At 59.0% G+C, this 19,649-nt stretch carries 16 protein-coding genes and 3 tRNA genes; 10 read left to right on the plus strand and 9 right to left on the minus strand.

Going from position 1 to position 19,649, the window contains the following annotated elements; translation table 11 throughout:
• Positions 1-216 precede the first annotated feature (216 nt).
• Entirely contained in the window at positions 217-681 is a 465-nt protein-coding gene (locus tag ACFO24_RS07900) for a CBS domain-containing protein (protein ID WP_377737836.1), read from the plus strand.
• A gap of 89 nt (positions 682-770) precedes the next feature.
• On the opposite strand, the gene ACFO24_RS07905 is transcribed toward ACFO24_RS07900, so the two are convergent.
• The 5 genes from ACFO24_RS07905 to ACFO24_RS07925 form a co-directional block, all read right to left on the minus strand.
• Positions 771-1,529, minus strand: a complete 759-nt coding sequence (locus tag ACFO24_RS07905) for a 3-hydroxyacyl-CoA dehydrogenase (RefSeq protein ID WP_207575243.1) — start codon at positions 1,527-1,529, stop codon at positions 771-773.
• A gap of 130 nt (positions 1,530-1,659) precedes the next feature.
• The gene (locus ACFO24_RS07910; protein WP_377737837.1) at positions 1,660-2,619 is read right to left on the minus strand and encodes a diguanylate cyclase; all 960 of its coding nucleotides are present in this window, start codon (positions 2,617-2,619) and stop codon (positions 1,660-1,662) included.
• On the minus strand, positions 2,616-3,158 hold the full coding sequence (locus ACFO24_RS07915; protein WP_377737838.1) for an Hpt domain-containing protein: 543 nt from the start codon (positions 3,156-3,158) through the stop codon (positions 2,616-2,618). The genes ACFO24_RS07910 and ACFO24_RS07915 overlap by 4 nt, the downstream gene beginning before the upstream one ends.
• A gap of 113 nt (positions 3,159-3,271) precedes the next feature.
• Positions 3,272-5,878 carry a response regulator gene (locus ACFO24_RS07920; protein WP_377737840.1) on the minus strand — a complete coding sequence of 869 codons (2,607 nt, stop codon included), beginning with the start codon at positions 5,876-5,878 and terminating at the stop codon, positions 3,272-3,274.
• A gap of 25 nt (positions 5,879-5,903) precedes the next feature.
• Complete coding sequence (locus tag ACFO24_RS07925; protein ID WP_377737841.1) at positions 5,904-9,572, minus strand: response regulator; 3,669 nt, start codon at positions 9,570-9,572, stop codon at positions 5,904-5,906.
• 86 nt (positions 9,573-9,658) lie between these two features.
• Between ACFO24_RS07925 and ACFO24_RS07930 the strand changes: the two genes are divergently transcribed.
• Positions 9,659-10,156, plus strand: coding sequence for an aminoacyl-tRNA deacylase (locus ACFO24_RS07930; protein WP_377737842.1), 498 nt, complete (start codon positions 9,659-9,661; stop codon positions 10,154-10,156).
• 46 nt (positions 10,157-10,202) lie between these two features.
• Positions 10,203-10,976: a glycerol-3-phosphate 1-O-acyltransferase PlsY gene (gene plsY / locus ACFO24_RS07935; RefSeq protein ID WP_207576178.1), complete on the plus strand. Its 774-nt coding sequence runs from the start codon at positions 10,203-10,205 to the stop codon at positions 10,974-10,976.
• An 86-nt stretch (positions 10,977-11,062) separates the two neighbouring features.
• Here plsY and ACFO24_RS07940 read toward each other — a convergent pair whose 3' ends face one another.
• Positions 11,063-13,441, minus strand: coding sequence for an Orn/Lys/Arg family decarboxylase (locus ACFO24_RS07940; protein WP_377737843.1), 2,379 nt, complete (start codon positions 13,439-13,441; stop codon positions 11,063-11,065).
• An 84-nt stretch (positions 13,442-13,525) separates the two neighbouring features.
• On the opposite strand from ACFO24_RS07940, the gene ACFO24_RS07945 reads away from it, so the two are divergent.
• The 4 genes from ACFO24_RS07945 (at position 13,526) to ACFO24_RS07960 (ending at position 15,469) form a co-directional block, all read left to right on the plus strand.
• Complete coding sequence (locus ACFO24_RS07945) at positions 13,526-13,951, plus strand: NfeD family protein (RefSeq protein WP_207576177.1); 426 nt, start codon at positions 13,526-13,528, stop codon at positions 13,949-13,951.
• Positions 13,952-14,012: 61 nt separating this feature from the next.
• The gene (locus ACFO24_RS07950; RefSeq protein ID WP_207576176.1) at positions 14,013-14,927 is read left to right on the plus strand and encodes an SPFH domain-containing protein; all 915 of its coding nucleotides are present in this window, start codon (positions 14,013-14,015) and stop codon (positions 14,925-14,927) included.
• Positions 14,928-14,982: 55 nt separating this feature from the next.
• Positions 14,983-15,072, plus strand: a tRNA-Ser gene (locus ACFO24_RS07955).
• Positions 15,073-15,265: 193 nt separating this feature from the next.
• Entirely contained in the window at positions 15,266-15,469 is a 204-nt protein-coding gene (locus ACFO24_RS07960; protein WP_377737845.1) for a hypothetical protein, read from the plus strand.
• Here the strand turns inward: ACFO24_RS07960 and ACFO24_RS07965 are convergent.
• Both ACFO24_RS07965 and ACFO24_RS07970 read right to left on the minus strand, forming a co-directional pair.
• Positions 15,436-15,509 (minus strand) — tRNA-Gly (locus ACFO24_RS07965). The genes ACFO24_RS07960 and ACFO24_RS07965 overlap by 34 nt on opposite strands.
• A 274-nt stretch (positions 15,510-15,783) precedes the next feature.
• Positions 15,784-15,868: transfer RNA gene (locus tag ACFO24_RS07970), tRNA-Leu, on the minus strand.
• 40 nt (positions 15,869-15,908) lie between these two features.
• Here ACFO24_RS07970 and cysM point away from each other — a divergent pair.
• A complete protein-coding gene (gene cysM / locus ACFO24_RS07975; RefSeq protein ID WP_207576182.1) occupies positions 15,909-16,817 on the plus strand; it encodes a cysteine synthase CysM in 909 nt (302 codons plus the stop codon).
• 33 nt (positions 16,818-16,850) lie between these two features.
• Positions 16,851-17,078, plus strand: coding sequence for a sulfurtransferase TusA family protein (locus ACFO24_RS07980; protein ID WP_377737846.1), 228 nt, complete (start codon positions 16,851-16,853; stop codon positions 17,076-17,078).
• Between the two features lie 240 nt (positions 17,079-17,318).
• Here the strand turns inward: ACFO24_RS07980 and ACFO24_RS07985 are convergent, their stop codons facing one another.
• On the minus strand, positions 17,319-17,855 hold the full coding sequence (locus ACFO24_RS07985) for a phasin family protein (protein ID WP_207576174.1): 537 nt from the start codon (positions 17,853-17,855) through the stop codon (positions 17,319-17,321).
• Positions 17,856-18,268: 413 nt separating this feature from the next.
• On the opposite strand from ACFO24_RS07985, the gene ACFO24_RS07990 reads away from it, so the two are divergent.
• The gene (locus ACFO24_RS07990; RefSeq protein WP_377737887.1) at positions 18,269-19,648 is read left to right on the plus strand and encodes a sodium:proton antiporter; all 1,380 of its coding nucleotides are present in this window, start codon (positions 18,269-18,271) and stop codon (positions 19,646-19,648) included.
• Position 19,649: the final 1 nt, after the last annotated feature.

Here is a 19,649-nt window from a genome sequence, read left to right on the forward strand (position 1 = left end):
TATTCTCTGCAGTGTTATCTACATACAGACGGGCAGTTTGGGTTTGGGCTGCCGAAGAAGGAAGGTGAATGTCGAAATACATGGCGCTTTAGTCTATTTAGGCATTGAAAATAGTTATTGATGTCAAAACGTCATAAAAGATGGCGGGAGGATTACGCTATTATTTAAAGCTTAAGTGCTTTGGTAAGTGAAAATTTTGCAGAAAAGGGCAATACCATGAAAGTTAGCGATATCTTGCGCGTCAAAGGCGGCACCCTGTACGTCGTCAAGCCGGACGATAGCTTGGCCCAAGCCATGGCGACCATGGCCGAAAAGGACATGGGCTCGCTGGTGGTCGTTGAAGGCGGCGCTGTCGTGGGGATGCTGACTTTTCGCGAAGTCATTAAAGATGTTGTCAAGCACAACGGCCAAGTGGCCCAGGTGACGGTGCGCGATGCCATGGAAAAACAGCCGCTGCTGTGCACGGTCGATACCGAGATGGACGAGGTGCGGCGCATGATGCTGGAGCGCCATGCGCGCTACATGCCGGTGATGGATGGCAGCATGCTGATGGGCGTGGTCAGCTTTTACGACGTGGCCAAGGCCGTGGTGGAAGAGCAAAGCTTTGAAAACCAATTGCTCAAAGCCTATATCCGCGACTGGCCGCAGGCTGAAAATGCCACAGATAACGCAGCGGGTTAAATAAAAACAGCCAGGTCGCCTATACCAGCGCCTGGCTATCTATGGTGGTAAATGTTTTAACGGGGGCGTGTCAGCCCCCGTTGGTTTATTTATTTGGGTGCCAAGCGAATGGCACCATCCAAGCGAATGACTTCGCCATTGAGCATGTCGTTCTCAAAAATATGGCGCACCAGTTTGGCAAAGTCTTCCGGCTTGCCCAAACGGCTGGGAAAAGGAACGCCAGCGGCCAAGGCATCTTGCACTTCCTGGGGCATACCAAACAGCATCGGCGTGCCAAAAATGCCGGGGGCAATCGTCATATTGCGAATGCCGCTGCGGGCCAGGTCACGGGCAATGGGCAGGGTCATGCCGACGATGCCCCCTTTGGAGGCGGCGTAGGCGGCCTGGCCAATTTGCCCGTCGTAGGCAGCAACGCTGGCCGTGGAAATGAGCACGCCGCGCTCACCGGTGCTTTCAGGTTCATTTTTGCCCATGGCTTCGGCGGCCAGGCGCATCATATTGAAGCTGCCAATCAGGTTGATGCTGATGGTTTTGCTGAAGTTGGCCAGGCTATGGGCTCCGTTTTTGCCAACGATTTTTTCGGCCGGGGCCACGCCCGCACAATTGACCAAGCCCATGAGCTTGCCCAGTGCCGTCGCTTGCGCGATCACGGCCTGACCATCCGCTTCGCTGGTCACATCGCAGCGCACAAAAACACCGCCAATGGCTTGGGCCACAGCCTGGCCTTTTTCTGCTTGCATGTCGGCGATCACGACTTTGCCACCAGCGGCTGCCAGCATGCGGGCGGTGCCCTCACCCAGTCCCGATGCGCCGCCTGTGACGATGAAAACTTTGCCTTGTATCTCCATGGTGCTCCTTTAGGTTGTCTTTTACGTAAACGTCAATTATGTGAATTATTTTTTGTTTTGCCTAGCAGGCGGCTGAAATACTCTCTGCCTGGCACCCCGGCGGTTGCCCAGCCACGGCCATCGTCACAGGTCACAGGTCAGCGGATACCGACACCCTGTTGCGGCCGTTGCGTTTGGCTTCATAAAGCGCTGCATCCGCCGCCGCGATGAGCGCTTCAGGGGTATTTGCGCTGCTCGGTTGCATGACCGCGACACCGATGCTCAGCGTCACGCAGCTGGCGGTGGGCGAGTCAGCGTGGGCAATCCCCAGCGCCGCCACGGCCGCGCGCAACTCTTCAGCCTTGGTCTGGCCGGCAGGATGGTCGCACTCGGGCATCAGGCACACGAACTCCTCGCCACCGTAGCGCGCTACCAGGTCTTGCGCGCGCTTGAGGCCAGCCTTGAGGCCAGCGGCCACTTGCTGCAAGCAGGCATCGCCGGCTTGGTGGCCGTAATGGTCGTTGTAGCGTTTGAAATGGTCGATATCAATCATCAATAGCGTCAATGGCTTGTTGCTGCGCCGGCAGCGGTGCCACTCGATCTGCAAGACTTCGTCAAAGCGGCGGCGATTGGCAACGCCAGTCAGGCCATCGATAAAAACCATGGAGTGCAGCAAATCGGTCTGCGCCTTGAGCGTGAGATGGGTTTTGACGCGCGCGCGCACCACGACTGGATTGACCGGCTTGGCAATGAAATCCACCCCGCCTGCGGCCAGGGCAGCGACCTCGTCGGCTGGCTCGGAGTGGGCCGTGACAAAAATCACCGGAATATCCGCCAGCGCCGGGTTGGACTTGAGGCGGCGACAGACTTCGATGCCATCCATACCGGGTATGACCACATCCAGAAGAATCAGATCAGGGGGTAGGTTGTCACGGCAAAAAGCCAGCGCCTGCTCGCCGCCTGTGGCCATGAATACTTCGTGATCAGCGTGAAAAATCTGGTACAGCGTTTGGATGTTGATTGGCTGGTCGTCCACTACCAACAGGCGTGGGCGCTCAGGCAGCGCGGCCAGCGTCCGAAACTCCGGCGGTAAATTGTGGGCAGGCATCATGGCGACAGTATCTCTTTCAAATTGGCGATTGTTGTGCGTGCAGCGGCAAAGTCGAGCCTGAGCAGCGCCTCGTCGAGGGCGTTCAGTGGGTCGGCCAGCGCTTCGCCCGCATCACCCACTTCGCGTTGCAGCGTGGCAAAGACATCCAGCGCACGCATGTTGTTTTCCAGGAGCAAGGCATCCAGCTCGGCAAGGCATTCAAGCAGTCGCTGCTTGTTGAGCGGCAGGCTTGGCACGGGCTGCGCAGGATCGAGTGCGTCGGCCACGGCCCTGAAGGTGGCATCACTTGCCGCAATACCCGATGCCAGTTGTGCAAGCGCTGCTGCCTCGTTGCTGGTGCTGCGTGGTGCCTTGAATGTGGCTTCTAGCTCAGCGGCTTGGCGCGCCAGTGCGGTAGCGCCCAGCGTTGCAGCCAGCCCTTTGAGGGTGTGCATTTCGCGTGCGACGGCGGCGCGGTCCCCGTGCTGGAGTGCGATTTGTGCCGCCTCCGCCAGGGCTGCGCAATCTTTGCCAAAGCGCCGCGCCAGGCTGGCAAACAAGGCGCAATTGCCACTTAGGCGTGCCAGCGCAGCCGCAAAATCGAAGCCTTCTGGCTGAGGGGGCAACTGCGCTGCAGGGGGGGCAGCCGCTGCTACAGGCACAGCAGCCGGTGCTAGGGGGCAGGGCGGCAATGGCGCAGCACCAGAGCGGTCAGCTCGCGGGCATTGATGGGCTTGCCGATATGGTCAGACATACCGGCGGCCAGGCAAGCCTCGCGGTCGGCTGGCAGGGCATTGGCGGTCATTGCGATGATCGGCGTAGCAATCTGCATCTCCTGGCGCAGCACCCGGGTGGCGGTGTAGCCGTCCATTTTCGGCATCTGGATGTCCATCAGGATGGCGTCGTAAGGCAGCGAGGCACGCCGCACGCAGGCGATGCCCTGCTCACCATCGCTGGCAACCTCGATCTCTGCCCCCGCATGGCTAAGGAGTTCGCGCGCGACTTGCTGGTTAAGGGGGTTGTCCTCTACCACAAGGAGGCGCAGGCCGGCCAGCGGCTGCTCGATGGGCAAGTTGGCGGGGGTATGGCCCTCTACCGTGATCGAGGCCCCACGCGTGGCCTGCGCTACGGCATCAAACAGCATCGACGGGGTGACCGGCTTGATGAGGAAGCCGTCAAGGGGGTTTGTTTCCTCGCCCAGCCGCTCAGCGATCAGCTCGCGGCCATGGGCGGTGATCATCAGGATGGCAGGCAGATGCCCCGCATCACGGGCACGAATGTGCTGGATGGTTTCCCAGCCGTCCATGCCCGGCATGATCCAGTCCACACAGAGGATGTCGAATGAATGACCTGCAGCGGTGGCCGCTTCCATCCGTTGGATAGCTTCGGCACCACTCGTTGCCGTTTCGGCCTGCCAGCCAAAGGAGGTGACCATGGCAGCAAGCACTTCGCGGGCCGTGGCGTTGTCATCCACGATCAGCACACGCAGGGCAGCGTGTTGGTCATTTTCTGCCGCCGCCATGCGTTCGAATGCGCTGGTTTCTGCATCGCGGCGAAAATCAACGGTGAAATGAAAGTGGCTGCCCTGTCCGGGTGTGCTTTGCACCTGCAGCTCACCGCCCATCAGGCGCACCAGGCGGCGGCTGATGGCCAGGCCCAGACCGGTGCCGCCAAACCGCCGCGTGGTGGAGGATTCGGCCTGAGTAAAGCCCTCGAATATGGCAGCCAGGCGGTCGGCTGCAATGCCAATGCCGGTGTCGCGCACTGAGAACTCGATGCGCACACTATCTGACGTGGAGTCAAGCAGCTTGAGCCCAATCACGACCTCGCCACGCTGGGTGAATTTAATGGCGTTGCCCGCCAGATTGAGCAGCACCTGCTGCAAGCGATGGCCGTCACCGCGCAGTGCGCGCGGCACGGCAGGGTCCAGCTGAAAGAGCACTTCTACCGCCTTGTGCTGCAAGGTGGAAGACAGCACGACCGAGAGGTTGCGCAGCAGTTCATCCAGACGAAAAGGCGTATCGTCCAGTTCCAGCTTGCCGGACTCGACCTTGGAAAAGTCCAGGATATCGTTGAGGATGGCCAGCAAGGCACGTGCCGCCCCTTCCGCCTTGTGGACGTAGTCGCGCTGGCGTGCATCCAGCCCGGTGCGCTCCATGAGTTGCAGCAAGCCCAGCACGGCGTTCATCGGCGTGCGAATTTCGTGGCTCATGTTGGCGACAAATTCGCTTTTGGCGCGACTGGCCGCTTCCGCCTCGACAGTGCGCTGTGCCAACGCGGCGTGCGCGGCCTGGGTTTGTGCATCTGCCTCGCGGCGGCGGCGCTGGGTCAGGTACAGGCCGGGCACCGTGATAGCGATGAGCAGTGCGTAAATGCCGCCAATCAGGCTGGCTTCGCTGCGCCAACGCGTGTACATCGCGTCCAGATCGCGGCTGATGGCAACCACAATGGATTTGTCCATCTTCAGGGCGGCAGGCTGCACGGTATGCAGCGCCACCATGCTCCACGCACCGGTCAGCAGCACCCGGTCGGTCATGATGTTGGTCGCTTTGCCGCTTTCTTGGTGGCGCAAGAACAGGGAGCCAGGCTGGGCCAGATCCACCCCCAGCAGTTGCTCTTGCAATGGGGCAATCAGGAACAGTTTTCCATCACCATGGGCCAGTGCGGCCCAGGTATCCGGGGCATAACGCACCGATTCGAGCGTGCGCGTTAGCTCGTCTGGACTGAGGGTGGCGCTGACAATGCCGGCGAATTCGCCGTTTGGGCCGCGCACCATGCGCACCATGTTCATTCCGAAAGCACCCAGGGCGGTTCTGAAAGGCGGGGCCAAATAGAGTGTGTCGATGTTGGGGTTGCGTGCAGCAACCTGAAAGTAATCGCGCTCAGCGAAATTCTTGCCCAGAAGCGTGTCTTGGTTGGACGCTAGGACGTTACCTTGGGCATCCAGTATCGATAGCGTGCGCACGGCGGGCATGGCATCGGCAAAAGCCTTGAGCCTGCGTTGAGCCTGCGCCATGCCATCCGATTCAGAGCGCCAGTACGGCAATTCGTCGCGAATGCCGACCAGCGTGCGGTTAATGGTGTCGATCTGCCGCTCCAGCGCATCGTGAATCACGCGTGCCTGCACCGTGAGCCGATCGCGTTCGCGCGTCTCGATGTCTTTGCGCATCTCGGACATAAAGTGGCCGATGATCAGCCCCACCACCAGCAAAGCGCTGCCCAGCAGCAGCCACTCGATACCGTAGCGGGAAACAGAAAAGGCGCGTTGGGTGTTTGGCATGGCAATTTAAGTGCAGCTTGATGTATCAATCCACCACCGCAGCCGCATACCGCTTGACTTGGGCCAGCAGCTGTTGGGGGGAGTAGGGTTTGGTCAGATAGGCTTGCGCTCCCATGTCCAGGGCTTGCTGGCTGACGGGGCCCGCTTCGTGGGCCGTGAGCATGACGACGGACAGCTGCTGCCAGCGCGGTTCTTGCCGCAGGCGGCGCAAGAGTTCGAGGCCGTTCATACCGGGCATTTCAATATCGACCAGCATGACGCTGGGTTGCAAGCCCTCGTGCAAGCGCTGCAGGGCGGCCAGCCCGTCGGCCGCGGTTTCCACTTGCCAGCCGTGGCTGATCAGCAAATGCTGGGCTAGGCGGCGCACGCTGATCGAATCATCCACCAGCATGACCAGGGGGCGCTGGGGTTCTTCGGCCATGGCCTCGGGGGGGGCCAGGGGGGCCGGGTGGGCGCTGTGCTGGCGGTTTTCGTGGGCGGCGATGACGGGGGCGGGTTCATACACTGGCACCACTTGGCCACTGGGCAGGCTGGCGGTGCCCAAGAGGCCGGCAATCGGGGTGGCCAGCCCGGTGGGCGGCTGCAGCAGCACTTCTTGCGTGGGCTGCAGGCTATCGACCCACAGGCCCCAGCGCTGGGTGGGGCTGCGCACGATGAGGATGTGGACATGGCCATCAAGCGGGGGCAACTGGCTGCAGGCCGATTGCTGCCACAGCGCCCCGGCCCAAAACAGGGGCAGCGGCCCGCGGGGGTCGCCGTGCAGCATGCCGCGCTGCAGGCCCTCTTCGGCCAGGCTCAGGGGGATGCGCAGCACACCCTCAATCCACTGGCTGGGCAGGGCCACTTGCCAGCTGCCAGCGCGCAGCACCTGGATGGGCAGCACCGCCGGGGGCGCAGGCAGGGTGATGGTGGTGGTGCAGCCCTGGCCGGTGCGGCTGGCAATGTGCAGCTGGCCGCCCAGGGCCTGAATTTGGGCCTGCACCGCATCCATGCCGATGCCGCGCCCGGCCGTTTCGCTCAGGGCTGCGGCGGTGGACAGCTGGGGGTGGACGATGAGCTGCGCCGCTTGCTCGGCCGTGGGGGGCTCAGCACCCTGCCACAGGCCCAGGCGGGCGGCTTGGCGGCCAATGGCATCCAGGTCCAGGCCCGCGCCGTCGTCACTCAGGGTGAGGATGTGCTGGCCATTGGCTTCGCGCAGCGCCAGGGTGATTTGGCCGTGGGCGGGCTTGCCAGCGGCGCGGCGCTGGGCGGGGGTTTCGATGCCGTGGGCCAGGCTGTTGCGTAGCAGGTGCTCCAAGGCCGGGGCCAGGGCTTGCAGGGTGGTTTTTTCCAGCAAGATGGCCTCGCCCTCGAGGTGCAGATCGGCTTGCCGCTGGCAGTCGTGTTCCGCCAGGCGCAGGCATTCGGCCAGGCGCTCTTGGATATGCCCCAAGGGCTGCAGGCTGGCGTAGAGCAGGCTGTGCTGCAGGCCTTGCAGGTAGCCGGTTTGGGTGGCCAGGGCGTGGGTGCTTTCCTGGTGGTGGTGCTGCAGTTGTTGTTGCACGGTGCCCAGGTCGTCGGTAGCGCTCAGCAGCCCGGCCAGCAGGTCTTGCAGCTCGCTGTGCCATTCGTAGGACAGCTCCATATCGCCATACACCATCAAGGTGTTGGCCCAGACTTTGCAGTCTTGCACCAGCGTGTGCAGGCGCTGCAGGCTGGCGGCCATTTCTGTGATGGCGCTTTGGCTTTGTGCGGTGGCTTCCTGGGCTTGGGTGTGGCTGATCCACAGCGCTTGGGTGTGGCGCTGCAGGGTCTCCAGCGGTTGTTGCTGGCTGGGCGCTTGCGGCGCGTGCAAGGCCATTTCTTGTTGCAAGGCGGCAAAGCCCAGGCGCAGCGCTTCAATGGGTTCGGCCAGGGCCTCGGGGCTGCTGTGGGGGGCAAAGGCCAGGGTTTCCAGGGCATGCACTTGCCGTGCCCAGGCGGCGGCACCGGCCAGGCGGGCGCTGCCTTTTAAGGTGTGCAAGGCCCGCAGCAGCGCCGGGGGGCAGGCGCTGCCTGGGGGCCAGCTGTGCAGGGCGGCTTGCAGCTGGGGCCACTGGGCTTGCATTTCTTCTTCTAAAACGCTGAAGTGCAAAGTTTGTAGCTGGTTGCGCTCTTCTTCTATAGGATTTTGATTGTTTTCTTGTTTATCTGTTGTACTTTCAGCGGTTGCAGCTTCTGATTCTGATTCTGATGCTTCTGCGCTTTCGTGTACGGCGGCGGGCGCAGGCAATTGCTGCACGGCGTGTTCCAAAGCCTGCACGATCTGGGCTTGGGCGCGGCGGGTGTGGCCTTGGGCCAGTTGTTGCAGCAAGCGCTCGATTTCGGTGGTGCCGTGCTGGCAGGTGGTGCGCAGCGCGGCGGGCCACGGCGTGGGCGCACGCTGGGTGATGCGCTCAATAAGGTGGGCCAGCATGGCGATTTCCGCCCAGCCTTGCTCCCAGGCGTAGCGGGTGAGCTGCGCGGCGCTGGTGCGGGCATCGGTATCGGCATCGCCCTCGGCCTTAGCCTCGGCATTGTTCGCTGTGCCGCCACCTGCTTCACAGGCCGGCCCTGGATCGCGCCCATCGCTCAAGGCCGTGTTCAGGGCGTGCACCAGGGTCTGCGCTGGGGTGATGGCGCTGGCTTTGGCCGGGGTTTGGGGCTGGCCAGCCAGTCCTTGGGTGAGGGTGGCCAGGGGTTGGAGCTCCAGCACAGGGGCCGCGTGCCCAGGAGGCAGGGCTGGCTCGGGCAGTGCGGTGGGCGCTTGTTCTGCTGCTTCTTTTTGAGGAGCTGTAGGCGCTGGTATTAATTCATAAACCAAGCATATTGCTGAAAAAATTGGCGCTGAATCAAGCGGGGCGTGCTGTAGTTTTTGCACCCCCTGGGCGCAGAAAAACCGCAGCTCATCCAGCAAGGGGGTGGTGGCGGCGCTGGCCCCTTTGAGCTGCTGGCCGTAGAGCATCAGCACCCGGGCCGCCAGGCGCTTGGCGTAAATATCGGGCGGCAGCAAGGCGGCCGCTTGCGCATCCCACCAACCGGCCACCAGCTGCCAAGCGCAGCGCAAGGCGGGGGTGGGGGCGCTGTGCGCCAGCCCCAGGCTGATGTGGCACAGGGTGGCGGCATGCCCTGGGGCCGGGGCTTTGACCCAGGCGAGCACGGCCTGGTCCAGCTCGGCACGCACGGCATCGCAGGGCACCAGGGTGGGGTAGCGGTTGGTGATTTCAGCGGGCAGCTCGGCCAGGGCGGCATGGTCTGGGCGCTGCTCCCACAGATCAGCGGGGTGGGCGCTGTCTTTGCCACTGAGGCGCACCAGGGCGCGGTAGCTGTCAAAGAGCTGGGCGGTATCGGCAGGCTGCTGGTGGGCGATGGCCTCCAGGTAGCGCAGCAGGTCGCTGTACGCCAATTGGCGCAGGGCGGGCAGGTGCTGGGCGGTGTCGGTGGTTGGCAGGGTGGTGCTGCTTGCATGCCGCTCAGGCGCAGGCGCAGGCGGCTGGCATGCTTGTTCTAGGCTGCGCACCAGTTTGGCCGGGGCCAGCAGGTGTACGCTGTCCAAGGCCTGGGCAATTTGGGCCAGCAGGTGCACGGTTTGCGCTGTGGGGTGCTCCAGTTGCGTGGCAACGTCGGCCAGCATGGCCAATACCGAGGGCAAAACCAGTTCGCGGGGATCAAAAGGTGGCGGGGCAATCGCAGACATCAGGGCCAATCAGAGCAAAGCAGTCACAACACGAAAAACTGTCAAGTCTGCATGAAAAACACCAGAAAAACGCTATAACCGCGCCCATGGCAAAAAAAGATAAATCCCACGTCAGCGAAACCCCGGCCACCCAGCTGCTCAAGGCGCACAAAGTGCCGTTTACCGAGCTGGTGTACGACTATGTCGAGCACGGAGGCAGCGGCGAATCGTCGCGCCAATTGGGGCTGGATGAGCATTTGGTGGTCAAGACCTTGATCATGCAAGACCAGGATGCCAAGCCGCTGATCATCCTGATGCATGGCGATTGCACGGTATCCACCAAAAATCTGGCCCGCGAAATTGGTGCCAAAAGCGTGCAGCCTTGCCCGCCCGAGGTGGCCAACCGGCACAGCGGTTACTTGGTGGGCGGCACCTCGCCCTTTGCCACCCGCCGGGCCATGCCGGTGTTTATCGAGGCGAGCATTCTGGATTTGCCGCGCATCACCATCAACGGCGGGCGGCGCGGTTACTTGCTGCAAATAGATCCGCAGGTGTGCGTGCAGCTCTTGAATGCCCGGCCTGTGCACTGCGCACTGGCAAAATAGCGCTCTTTTTAGTTTGTGCTCGCCGCTTGCGGGCAAGGATGTTGCGTTGAACGTTTTCGCTCCTGTGCTGGCCGCTGTGCTGGCGTATTTGGTCGGTTCGCTGTCGTTTGCAGTGATTGTTAGTCGCGCCATGGGCTTGCACGACCCGCGCTCTTACGGCAGCGGCAATCCGGGGGCGACCAATGTGCTGCGCTCGGGCTCCAAAGTGGCCGCCGTGCTTACGCTGCTGCTCGATGCCCTCAAAGGGCTGATTCCCGTGCTGGTGGTCAAAACCTGGGGCCCGCAGTGGGGCCTGGGCGATGGGGCGCTGGCCCTGGTGGCGCTGGGCGCGTTTGTGGGGCACTTGTTCCCGGTGTTTTTTGGCTTCAAAGGCGGCAAAGGCGTGGCCACCGCCTTGGGTGTGCTGCTGGGCATTAGTGGCTGGCTGGGCCTGATCGTGCTGGGTATTTGGCTGGTGGTGGCGTTTGTCTCGCGCTATTCCTCCATGGCCGCGCTCTTGGCCAGCCTGGGCGCACCGGTGGCGTATTTGATTTTGGATGGCAGCCTGTGGTCGGTAGAAACACCGCTGCTGGTGGCCATCATGGTGATGGCGGCCTTGCTGGTGTGGCGCCACCGCGAAAACATTGGCCGCTTGATCCGCGGCGAAGAAAGCCAAATTGGCGGCGGCAAGAAAGAGAAACAGCCCGTGAAACCGGCCCTGACCATCCGCAAGACCAAGCCCAAAGCCGCGCCCAAAAACGCCGCCCAGGTGATGGCCGAAATGGGCGCAAAAGCAGAGCGCAAGCCGCGCTCTACCAAAAAGAATAAGCACAAAAAATAAAGCTTACGCTTGTTGTGCAAGCGTAAGCAGCTATTAATTTTGCTTCAGCCACTGACCGCGTGGTCAGTGGCCAGGGCCACAAAGCTTTATTTGGCTTTGCTGGTTTTGGCTTTTTTGGCCTTAGCGGCAGGCTCTGTAGCAGGTGCTGTAGCAGGCTGGGCCACGCAATCGGCGTAGAAGCGCACCTCGCCGTGCTCGTCTTCTACTTCCACCAGGCCGTGGATGTCGGTTTCAAAGCCAGGGCACAGCTTGGAGAACTCGCGCGCAAACAGCAGGTAATCGACGATCTTCTGGCTGAACACTTCGCCCGGGATCAGCAGCGGAATGCCGGGCGGGTAGGGCGTGATCAGGCCCACGGTGATGCGCCCGGCCAGCTGGTCGATCTCCACGCGCTCAGTCTTGCGCTGGGCAATGTGGGCGTAGGCATCGGCCGGCTTCATCGCCGGGGTCAGGTCGCCCAGGTACATCTCGGTGGTCAGGTGCGCGATGTCGTACTTGGCGTACATCTCATGCACGTGCTGGCACAGGTCTTTCAGCCCCATGCGCTCGTAGCGGCGGTGCTGCTGGACAAACTCGGGCAGGATGCGCGCCAGCGGCTGGTTGCGGTCGTAGTCGTCTTTGAACTGCTGCATGGCCGCCAGCAGCGTGTTCCAGCGGCCCTTGGTGATGCCGATGGTGAACATGATGAAAAACGAGTACAGCCCGGTCTTTTCCACCACCACGCCGTGCTCGGCCAGGTATTTAGAGACGATCGAGGCGGGGATGCCCGTCTCGGCAAAGTCGCCATTCAAATCCAGCCCCGGCGTGACGATGGTGGTCTTGATGGGATCCAGCATGTTGAAGCCGTCGGCCAGATCGCCAAAGCCATGCCAGTTGTCGATGTCTTTGCTGTCTTCGCGGTTTTTGCGCGCCGCGCGTTTGGGGGCGGCATCCTGGCCACGAATCACCCAGCTATTGGCCCGGCCAATACCGTCGGCCACCAGCTCTTGCGGGCCCCAGACTTCAAACCACCAGTCGTCGTCGCCAAACTCGTCCTCCACCTTGCGCATGGCGCGACGAAAGTCCAGCGCTTCCAGGATGGACTCTTCCACCAGCGCTGTGCCACCGGGCGGCTCCATCATGGCGGCGGCCACGTCGCAGCTGGCAATGATGCTGTACTGCGGGCTGGTCGAGGTGTGCATCAAATACGCCTCGTTGAACAGGTGGTGATCCAGTTTTTCGGTCTGCGAATCCTGCACCAGCACGTGCGAGGCCTGGCTGATACCGGCCAGCAGTTTGTGGATGGACTGCGTGGCATAGACCACGGAATGCTCGGGCCGCGCGCGCTTTTTGCCCATGGCGTGGTAGCTGCCATAAAACGGGTGGAAAGCGGCGTGCGGAATCCAGGCCTCGTCAAAATGCAGGTTGTCCACGTAGCCGTCGAGCAGGCCCTTGATGGTTTCGGTGTTGTAGAGCACGCCGTCGTAGGTCGATTGCGTCAGTGTCAGGATGCGTGGCTTGACGCTGTGGGGGTCCACGCCCTTGAGCAGCGGGTTGGCGGCAATCTTGGCGCGGATGGTCTCGGGCTCAAACTCGCTTTGCGCAATCGGGCCAATGATGCCGAAATGGTTGCGCGTGGGCTTCAAAAACACCGGAATGGCCCCGGTCATGATGATGCTGTGCAAGATGGATTTGTGGCAGTTGCGATCCACCACCACCACATCGCCCGGTGCCACCGTGTGGTGCCAGACGATTTTGTTGCTGGTCGAGGTGCCGTTGGTCACAAAGTAGCAGTGGTCGGCATTGAAGATGCGCGCGGCGTTGCGCTCAGACTCGCCAATGGCACCGTTGTGGTCGAGCAACTGGCCCAGCTCTTCCACGGCGTTGCACACGTCGGCGCGCAGCATGTTCTCGCCGTAGAACTGGTGGTACATCTGGCCCACCGGGCTTTTCAAAAACGCCACGCCGCCCGAGTGGCCGGGGCAGTGCCACGAATACGAACCATCCTCGGCATAGTCCAGCAGGGCTTTGAAAAACGGTGGCTGCACGCCTTCCAGATAGCTCTTGGCCTCGCGGATGATGTGCTTGGCCACAAACTCGGGCGTGTCTTCAAACATGTGAATGAAGCCGTGCAGCTCGCGCAGGATGTCGTTGGGCAGGTGCTGGCTGGTCTTGGTCTCGCCATGCAGGTAGATCGGCACATCCTCATTTTTGCGCCGCACCTGGCCGATAAAGCTGCGCAGGCTGTGGATCACCGGGGCGGTGTCTTCTTCCAGGCCGAACTCTTCATCGTCAATCGACAAAATAAAAGCGCTGGCCCGGCTTTGCTGCTGGGCGAACTGGCTTAAATCGCCATAACTGGTGACACCCAGCACTTCAAAGCCTTCGCTTTCAATGGCATCGGCCAGGGCACGAATGCCCAAGCCCGAGGTGTTGTCTGAGCGGTAATCTTCGTCAATGATGACAATGGGAAAGCGAAACTTCATGGGCACCCTCTAAAAACTGGGCATGATGGTAGGGGGAAAGAGCCGCGCAGTGTAATGAATATCTGCGCTTACCAAGGAAGAACTATGCAAGCAAGCACCATTTGGTGGGTTTTGACCGGCGTTGTGATTGCCACAGAATTGGCCACGGGCACGATTTACCTGCTGATGATCAGCGTTGGCTTGGCCGCTGGGGCCATCGCCGCCCATTTGGGCCTGGATTTGCCGGTGCAAATCTCTTGCGCCGCCGTGGTTGGCATGGTCAGCATTTTTTTGGGCCGCCGCATTCGCCGCCGCCGCGCCCCGCAACTGCCCGCCCAGGCCAATCCGGATGTCAATTTAGACATTGGTGAGACCATCACCATCGAGCAATGGGCCAGCGATGGCACTGCCCGCGTACCCTACCGGGGCAGCCAGTGGAATGTCGCCCTGCGCCCCGGCAGCCTGCCCAGCCCAGGCCTGCACCGCATCATTGAAATACAAGGCAACCGTTTGATCGTGGACAAGGCCTGAGCCTGGCGGATTTGCCCTTTACACTGCCCCATCCCTTCCTCAGCTTTAGAAAGGTTTGACCATGGAAGTCGCCATCGTTTTATTGGTTGTAGCCATCGTATTCATTACCCAGGCGGTTAAAGTGGTGCCCCAGCAGCACGCTTGGATTCGGGAGCGGTTGGGCAAATACGCCGGCACCCTGACCCCGGGAATGAACCTCATCATTCCGTTTGTCGATCGGGTTGCGTACAAGCACAGCTTGAAAGAAATTCCACTGGATGTGCCCAGCCAAGTTTGTATTACCCGCGACAACACCCAGTTGCAGGTGGATGGCATTTTGTACTTTCAGGTCACCGACCCCATGCGGGCCAGCTATGGCTCGAGCAACTACATCATGGCCGTCACCCAACTGGCGCAAACCTCGCTGCGCAGCGTGATCGGCAAGCTGGAGCTGGACAAAACCTTTGAAGAGCGCGACATGATCAATGCCCAGGTGGTCAATGCCATTGACGAGGCCGCGCTGAACTGGGGAGTGAAGGTGCTGCGCTACGAAATCAAAGACCTGACCCCGCCCAACGAAATCCTGCGGGCCATGCAGGCACAAATCACCGCCGAACGCGAAAAACGTGCCCTGATTGCCGCCTCGGAAGGTCGCAGACAAGAGCAAATCAACATCGCTACCGGCGAGCGCGAAGCCTTCATTGCCCGCTCCGAAGGTGAAAAACAGGCCGCTATCAACAAAGCCCAAGGCGAGGCCACTGCTATCGTGACTGTAGCTAGTGCCACAGCACAAGCGCTGGAACGTGTTGCCAGCGCCATCGAAAAACCCGGTGGTGCTGATGCTGTGCAGTTAAAAATTGCAGAAAGCGCCGTCCATGCTTACAGCAAAGTGGCGCAAGATGCCAACACCACTTTGATCGTGCCGAGCAACATCTCGGAAGTCTCTGGCCTCATCGCCTCGGCCATGCGCGTGGTTCAGCAAGGAAATACAAAATAAGCCGAAAAATCGGGAAACCAGTATTTTCCTAGGCTACAATACTAGCTTCACCGCCGGAGAGGTGGATGAGTGGCTTAAGTCGCACGCCTGGAAAGCGTGTGTAGGGTAAAACCTACCGAGGGTTCGAATCCCTCCCTCTCCGCCAAAATACCAATAAGCCGTTAATTTTTAATAAAATTAGCGGCTTATTTTTTTGTGCCTCCCACTTCCGCTGGCTGTTGCTGCCGCAGAATCTCCGTCGCTCTAGCTGCAGCCCAAGGTGTGCCGAGTAACAGCACTGCCTGCCTCTGCAGGGCACTGTGGTGGGCCATTGATGCTTGCGCCAACATTGCCTTTGCATGCAGTTTGCGGGTATTTTTCAGGGCATGGAGGGCGTTGGCACAGCGTTAAATGCCGTCGAAATGTGCGATTGCACGCAGCTTGCCCATCACCATCGACAAAAATTTTTCGTCTTCAAGGTGGTTTTTGCCTTGCTGGATGCTCGGCGCAAGGCGCTGTATGGGGGATTTGGAGCGGGCGAAGGGAATCGAACCCTCGTATGAAGCTTGGGAAGCTGCCGTTCTACCATTGAACTACGCCCGCGTATAGATGCTTTTTATTTTTTTGATGCGTTAAGCAAACACAAAAATTCTAAGCGATTTTTTAACGTTTTTTTCTTAAATCTGCGGTTGCTTGCACCGATGGATTAAAAAAAGTAGGTCTCTTAATGCAGCACAACATCATTGTGATGTGCATAACTGCTGGGCAATGGATGGCGCGGTTGGGTTGATGAACAAACAAAAAAGGCGATTCCTTTGAAGGAATCGCCTTTTTTGAGCCTACCTGCATGCAAGAATTGCATTAAGCAGGCTTGTTGTGGTGCCCGGGGCCGGAATCGAACCGGCACGCCTTGCGGCGGGGGATTTTGAGTCCCCTGCGTCTACCAATTTCACCACCCGGGCTGTAAATCAGAGAAGCCGCAATTATGGCACATTTATGGCTATGAAAAAGAAATACCCAACAATTGAATCGACGATTGGTGCCACCCCATTGGTGGCGTTACAGCGCATTGGTGCGCAAGACAATGCCCAGCGTGGCAATGTGCTGCTGGGCAAGCTGGAGGGGAATAATCCGGCTGGCTCGGTTAAGGACCGGCCCGCGCTGTCCATGATTGAGCAGGCTCAGGCACGAGGCGAAATTCACCCAGGCGATACGCTGATTGAAGCGACTTCCGGCAACACGGGAATTGCTTTGGCGATGGCGGCGGCCATCAAAGGCTATCGCATGGTGCTGATCATGCCGGAGGACTTGTCCATCGAGCGGGCGCAAACCATGAAAGCCTACGGAGCCGAGCTGGTGCTGACGCCCAAGAGTGGTGGCATGGAATATGCCCGGGATTTGGCCGCGCAAATGGTGGCCCAGGGCAAGGGTGTGGTGCTTGATCAGTTTGCCAACCCGGACAACCCCCTGGCCCACTACACCGGCACCGGGCCGGAACTGTGGGCGCAGACCGAAGGGCAGATCACCCATTTCGTCAGTGCCATGGGGACAACCGGCACGATCACCGGCGTGGCAAAGTTTTTGAAAGAGAAAAATCCGGCGATTCGCATCATCGGGGCTGAACCTGCAGAAGGTTCTCGCATTCCGGGGATTCGCAAATGGCCCCAAGAGTACCTACCAAAAATTTATACCCCTAGTCTGGTTGATGAGCTGGTTACGGTCGTGCAGGACGATGCCGAAGACATGGCCCGCCGCTTGGCCCGTGAGGAGGGGATTTTTGCCGGTATTTCAGCCGCTGGTGCTTGCTGGGTGGCCCAGCAAATTGCGCAGCGCGAGACGAATGCAACCATTGTTTTCGTGGTGTGTGACCGAGGTGATCGCTATCTTTCGACGGGGGTCTTTCCGGTATAAAGCGGCATTCAAATACAGCAAAGGTTGATAAACATGGACATTCATCAAGAAGTTGATGCGCGGGGACTGAACTGTCCGCTGCCGATTTTGAAGGCGAAAAAGGCCTTGGCCCAGATGCAAAGTGGCCAGGTGCTGAAGGTGCTCGCCACGGACACTGGGTCGATGGCCGACTTCAAGGCTTTTGCCACCCAAACCGGCAATGAGCTGCTGGAACAAACATCTGAGGGTGGTGAGTTTATCCACCTGCTGCGCCGCCGTTAAAGCCGTCCGCCTGCTGCTGGGTTGTGCATGCGGCCCAGCAGCAGGCAGTGGATAGCTTGCCAAGCTATAGGCAAAAAAAGCCCAAAAAAAAAAGCCCAGTGAGGTACTGGGCTTGAAGGGATCCAGAAACAGTGTTTCAAGAGGATCCAAGGAGACAACCGAAAACTTGCATGTGCAATGCAACAGGGGGGATTATAGGGTAAACCCTTTTGGGTGTTATTACCCCCCTTTTTTAAGGGATTAAGCCTTGCCTTTAGGGGCAGCGGTGGTGGCCGTGGTCACGGCCTTGATATTGGCTTCGGCCATATCGGAGGCTTGCTTGACGGCTTTTTGTACCGACTCAAAGGCGTTGTTGGCAGCAGAGACAGCGCTCTTCATCATGGCCACGGCGGTTTCAGAACCGGCAGGCGCATTTTTGGCGGTAGCTTCGATCAAGCCGTTGAAGCTTTGCTGGTACTGACCGGCTTTGTCTTCCAAGGCTTTTTGCAGTTCGGTGCTGGTGCTGCTGGCAATGTTGAAAATATGCCGGTTGTAAGCAGCGGCTTTTTCAGCCAAAGGTTGGAAGAAAGCGGTTTGCAGGTTTACCAAGTCTTGGACGTCTTTGGCGGCGGCCAAGGCTTGGCTGTGGGCTGCGGCTTCAGTCAGGGCAGCACGCGAAGCGTTAACGTTCAGCTCGATCAGCTTTTCCACGCCTTCAAAGGCTTTGGTGGTCAGGCCGAAAATAGTGTCGATGTTGGCTTTGTGGGCGCTCAGGATTTGTTCGGGGGTCAGTGCCATGGTGATTTCCTTTAAAAAAAAAGAGAAGGGACAAGGGTGCTGCATGTCATGGAACACTTATGTTGCAGTGCAGCATGAAGCGTATTGTAATCGGCTGTGGCTGATATGCAAGTGTTTTTTGTTGCAGTGCAGCAAAAAAAATCTTGCAAGTTGCGATGCGATGCGGATGTCGCTGCAAAAGAGGGCAAATTTTTAAAAAACAAGAGCGCAATACCTTTGTGCGCCTTAGGTTTTTTCCTAATTTTCACTCTCCAACCCCTGAATATGTTCTGAAAAACCGTACACTTGTAAAATTTTTTGCGTTGGCCAGATGGCAGGTGTAAGCGAGCACTGCTTGAACGACCAAAAAAACCTTTAACGCCAAAATAAGGAGCAATGTTTTGTTGAAAAAAACACAGTGGTTAGCACTTTTGATGGGGTTGTTTTTCCTGCCTGGCGTTGCCAGTGCAGCTGACATTGATGGGGCCAACCTGTCGTTGGCTTGGGGGGTGCCGTTTGCTGGGGTGCTGCTGTCGATTGCGGTGATGCCCTTGGTTGTGCCCAATGTCTGGCACCACCATTTTGGCAAGATCACTGCGGGCTGGGCGTTGGCTTTTTTGCTACCGTTTGCTTTTTATTTTGGCATACACGCTGCATGGGTAAATTTTATACATGCTTTATTGGCTGAATATATGCCGTTTGTCATTTTGCTGACGGCTTTGTATGTAGTGGCTGGTGGCATTTATATCCGAGGAAGCTTGCGTGGCACGCCGGTACTCAATACGGCAATTTTAGCCATTGGTGCGGTGCTGGCCAGTTTTATGGGAACCACCGGGGCTTCGATGCTGTTGATTCGTCCGATTATTCGGGCCAATGCGCAACGCTCTAGCATGACCCACGTGGTTGTATTTTTTATTTTTATTGTTTCTAACGCAGGTGGTTCTTTAACGCCCTTGGGTGATCCGCCATTGTTTTTGGGGTTTTTGAAGGGTGTGCCGTTTACTTGGACTTTTCAGCATATTTGGCCAGACACTTTATTTTTAGTGGTTGTTTTGCTGGGTTTGTTTTTCGTGTGGGACACCTGGGCATACCGCCGCGAACCCGCCCAGCCGGCCAAGGTGGAGGCTACTGAGCATGAGCGCTTGGGGTTTGATGGGAAATTCAACTTCGTTCTCTTGGCGGCTGTGGTGGCCCTTGTCTTGATGAGCGGCATTTGGCAAAGCCCGGTGGTGTTTGACATTGCAGGCACCGAAGTGGGGTTGCCCGGCTTGCTGCGTGACTTGGGTTTGGTGGTGGTTGCGGTGATCTCGCTGGTAACGACTTCGCACCGGGTGCATACGGCCAATCAGTTTGGCTGGGATCCGATGTTTGAGGTAGCCAAGCTGTTTGCGGGGATTTTCCTCACCATTATTCCTGTCATCGCCATGCTCAAAGCGGGCACAGAAGGGCCATTTGGCCCCATCGTGCGGGCAGTGACCAATCCTGATGGTTCACCAAATCCAGCGATGTATTTCTGGGCCACCGGTGTTTTGTCGTCCTTTTTGGATAATGCGCCGACCTATTTGGTGTTCTTTAATACCGCTGGCGGTGATGTGCTGCAGCTCACCACAGAAATGGCAACGACTTTGGCAGCAATTTCTGCAGGGGCGGTATTTATGGGGGCGAATACTTATATTGGCAATGCGCCGAATATGATGGTGAAAGCCATTGCGGAAGACCGTGGTGTGCGCATGCCCAGCTTCTTTGGTTACATGCTGTGGTCGGTGGGTATTTTGATTCCATTGTTTGTCGTAATGACATTTATGTTTTTTTAAT

It is taken from the genome of Comamonas denitrificans (genome assembly GCF_042654745.1).
GTDB classification, from domain to species: domain Bacteria; phylum Pseudomonadota; class Gammaproteobacteria; order Burkholderiales; family Burkholderiaceae_C; genus Comamonas; species Comamonas denitrificans.

Excerpts from the sequence above, each read along its gene's own strand:
- ACFO24_RS07950 (WP_207576176.1), top strand. The coding sequence starts at position 14,013 with ATGGAAGTCGCCATCGTTTTATTGGTTGTAGCCATCGTATTCATTACC.
- ACFO24_RS07905 (WP_207575243.1), bottom strand. The coding sequence starts at position 1,529 with ATGGAGATACAAGGCAAAGTTTTCATCGTCACAGGCGGCGCATCGGGA.
- ACFO24_RS07990 (WP_377737887.1), top strand. The coding sequence starts at position 18,269 with ATGGGGTTGTTTTTCCTGCCTGGCGTTGCCAGTGCAGCTGACATTGAT.
- ACFO24_RS07910 (WP_377737837.1), bottom strand. The coding sequence starts at position 2,619 with ATGATGCCTGCCCACAATTTACCGCCGGAGTTTCGGACGCTGGCCGCG.
- ACFO24_RS07960 (WP_377737845.1), top strand. The coding sequence starts at position 15,266 with ATGCAGTTTGCGGGTATTTTTCAGGGCATGGAGGGCGTTGGCACAGCG.
- ACFO24_RS07980 (WP_377737846.1), top strand. The coding sequence starts at position 16,851 with ATGGACATTCATCAAGAAGTTGATGCGCGGGGACTGAACTGTCCGCTG.
- ACFO24_RS07985 (WP_207576174.1), bottom strand. The coding sequence starts at position 17,855 with ATGGCACTGACCCCCGAACAAATCCTGAGCGCCCACAAAGCCAACATC.
- ACFO24_RS07900 (WP_377737836.1), top strand. The coding sequence starts at position 217 with ATGAAAGTTAGCGATATCTTGCGCGTCAAAGGCGGCACCCTGTACGTC.
- ACFO24_RS07930 (WP_377737842.1), top strand. The coding sequence starts at position 9,659 with ATGGCAAAAAAAGATAAATCCCACGTCAGCGAAACCCCGGCCACCCAG.
- ACFO24_RS07920 (WP_377737840.1), bottom strand. The coding sequence starts at position 5,878 with ATGCCAAACACCCAACGCGCCTTTTCTGTTTCCCGCTACGGTATCGAG.
- ACFO24_RS07945 (WP_207576177.1), top strand. The coding sequence starts at position 13,526 with ATGCAAGCAAGCACCATTTGGTGGGTTTTGACCGGCGTTGTGATTGCC.
- cysM (WP_207576182.1), top strand. The coding sequence starts at position 15,909 with ATGAAAAAGAAATACCCAACAATTGAATCGACGATTGGTGCCACCCCA.
- ACFO24_RS07940 (WP_377737843.1), bottom strand. The coding sequence starts at position 13,441 with ATGAAGTTTCGCTTTCCCATTGTCATCATTGACGAAGATTACCGCTCA.
- ACFO24_RS07925 (WP_377737841.1), bottom strand. The coding sequence starts at position 9,572 with ATGTCTGCGATTGCCCCGCCACCTTTTGATCCCCGCGAACTGGTTTTG.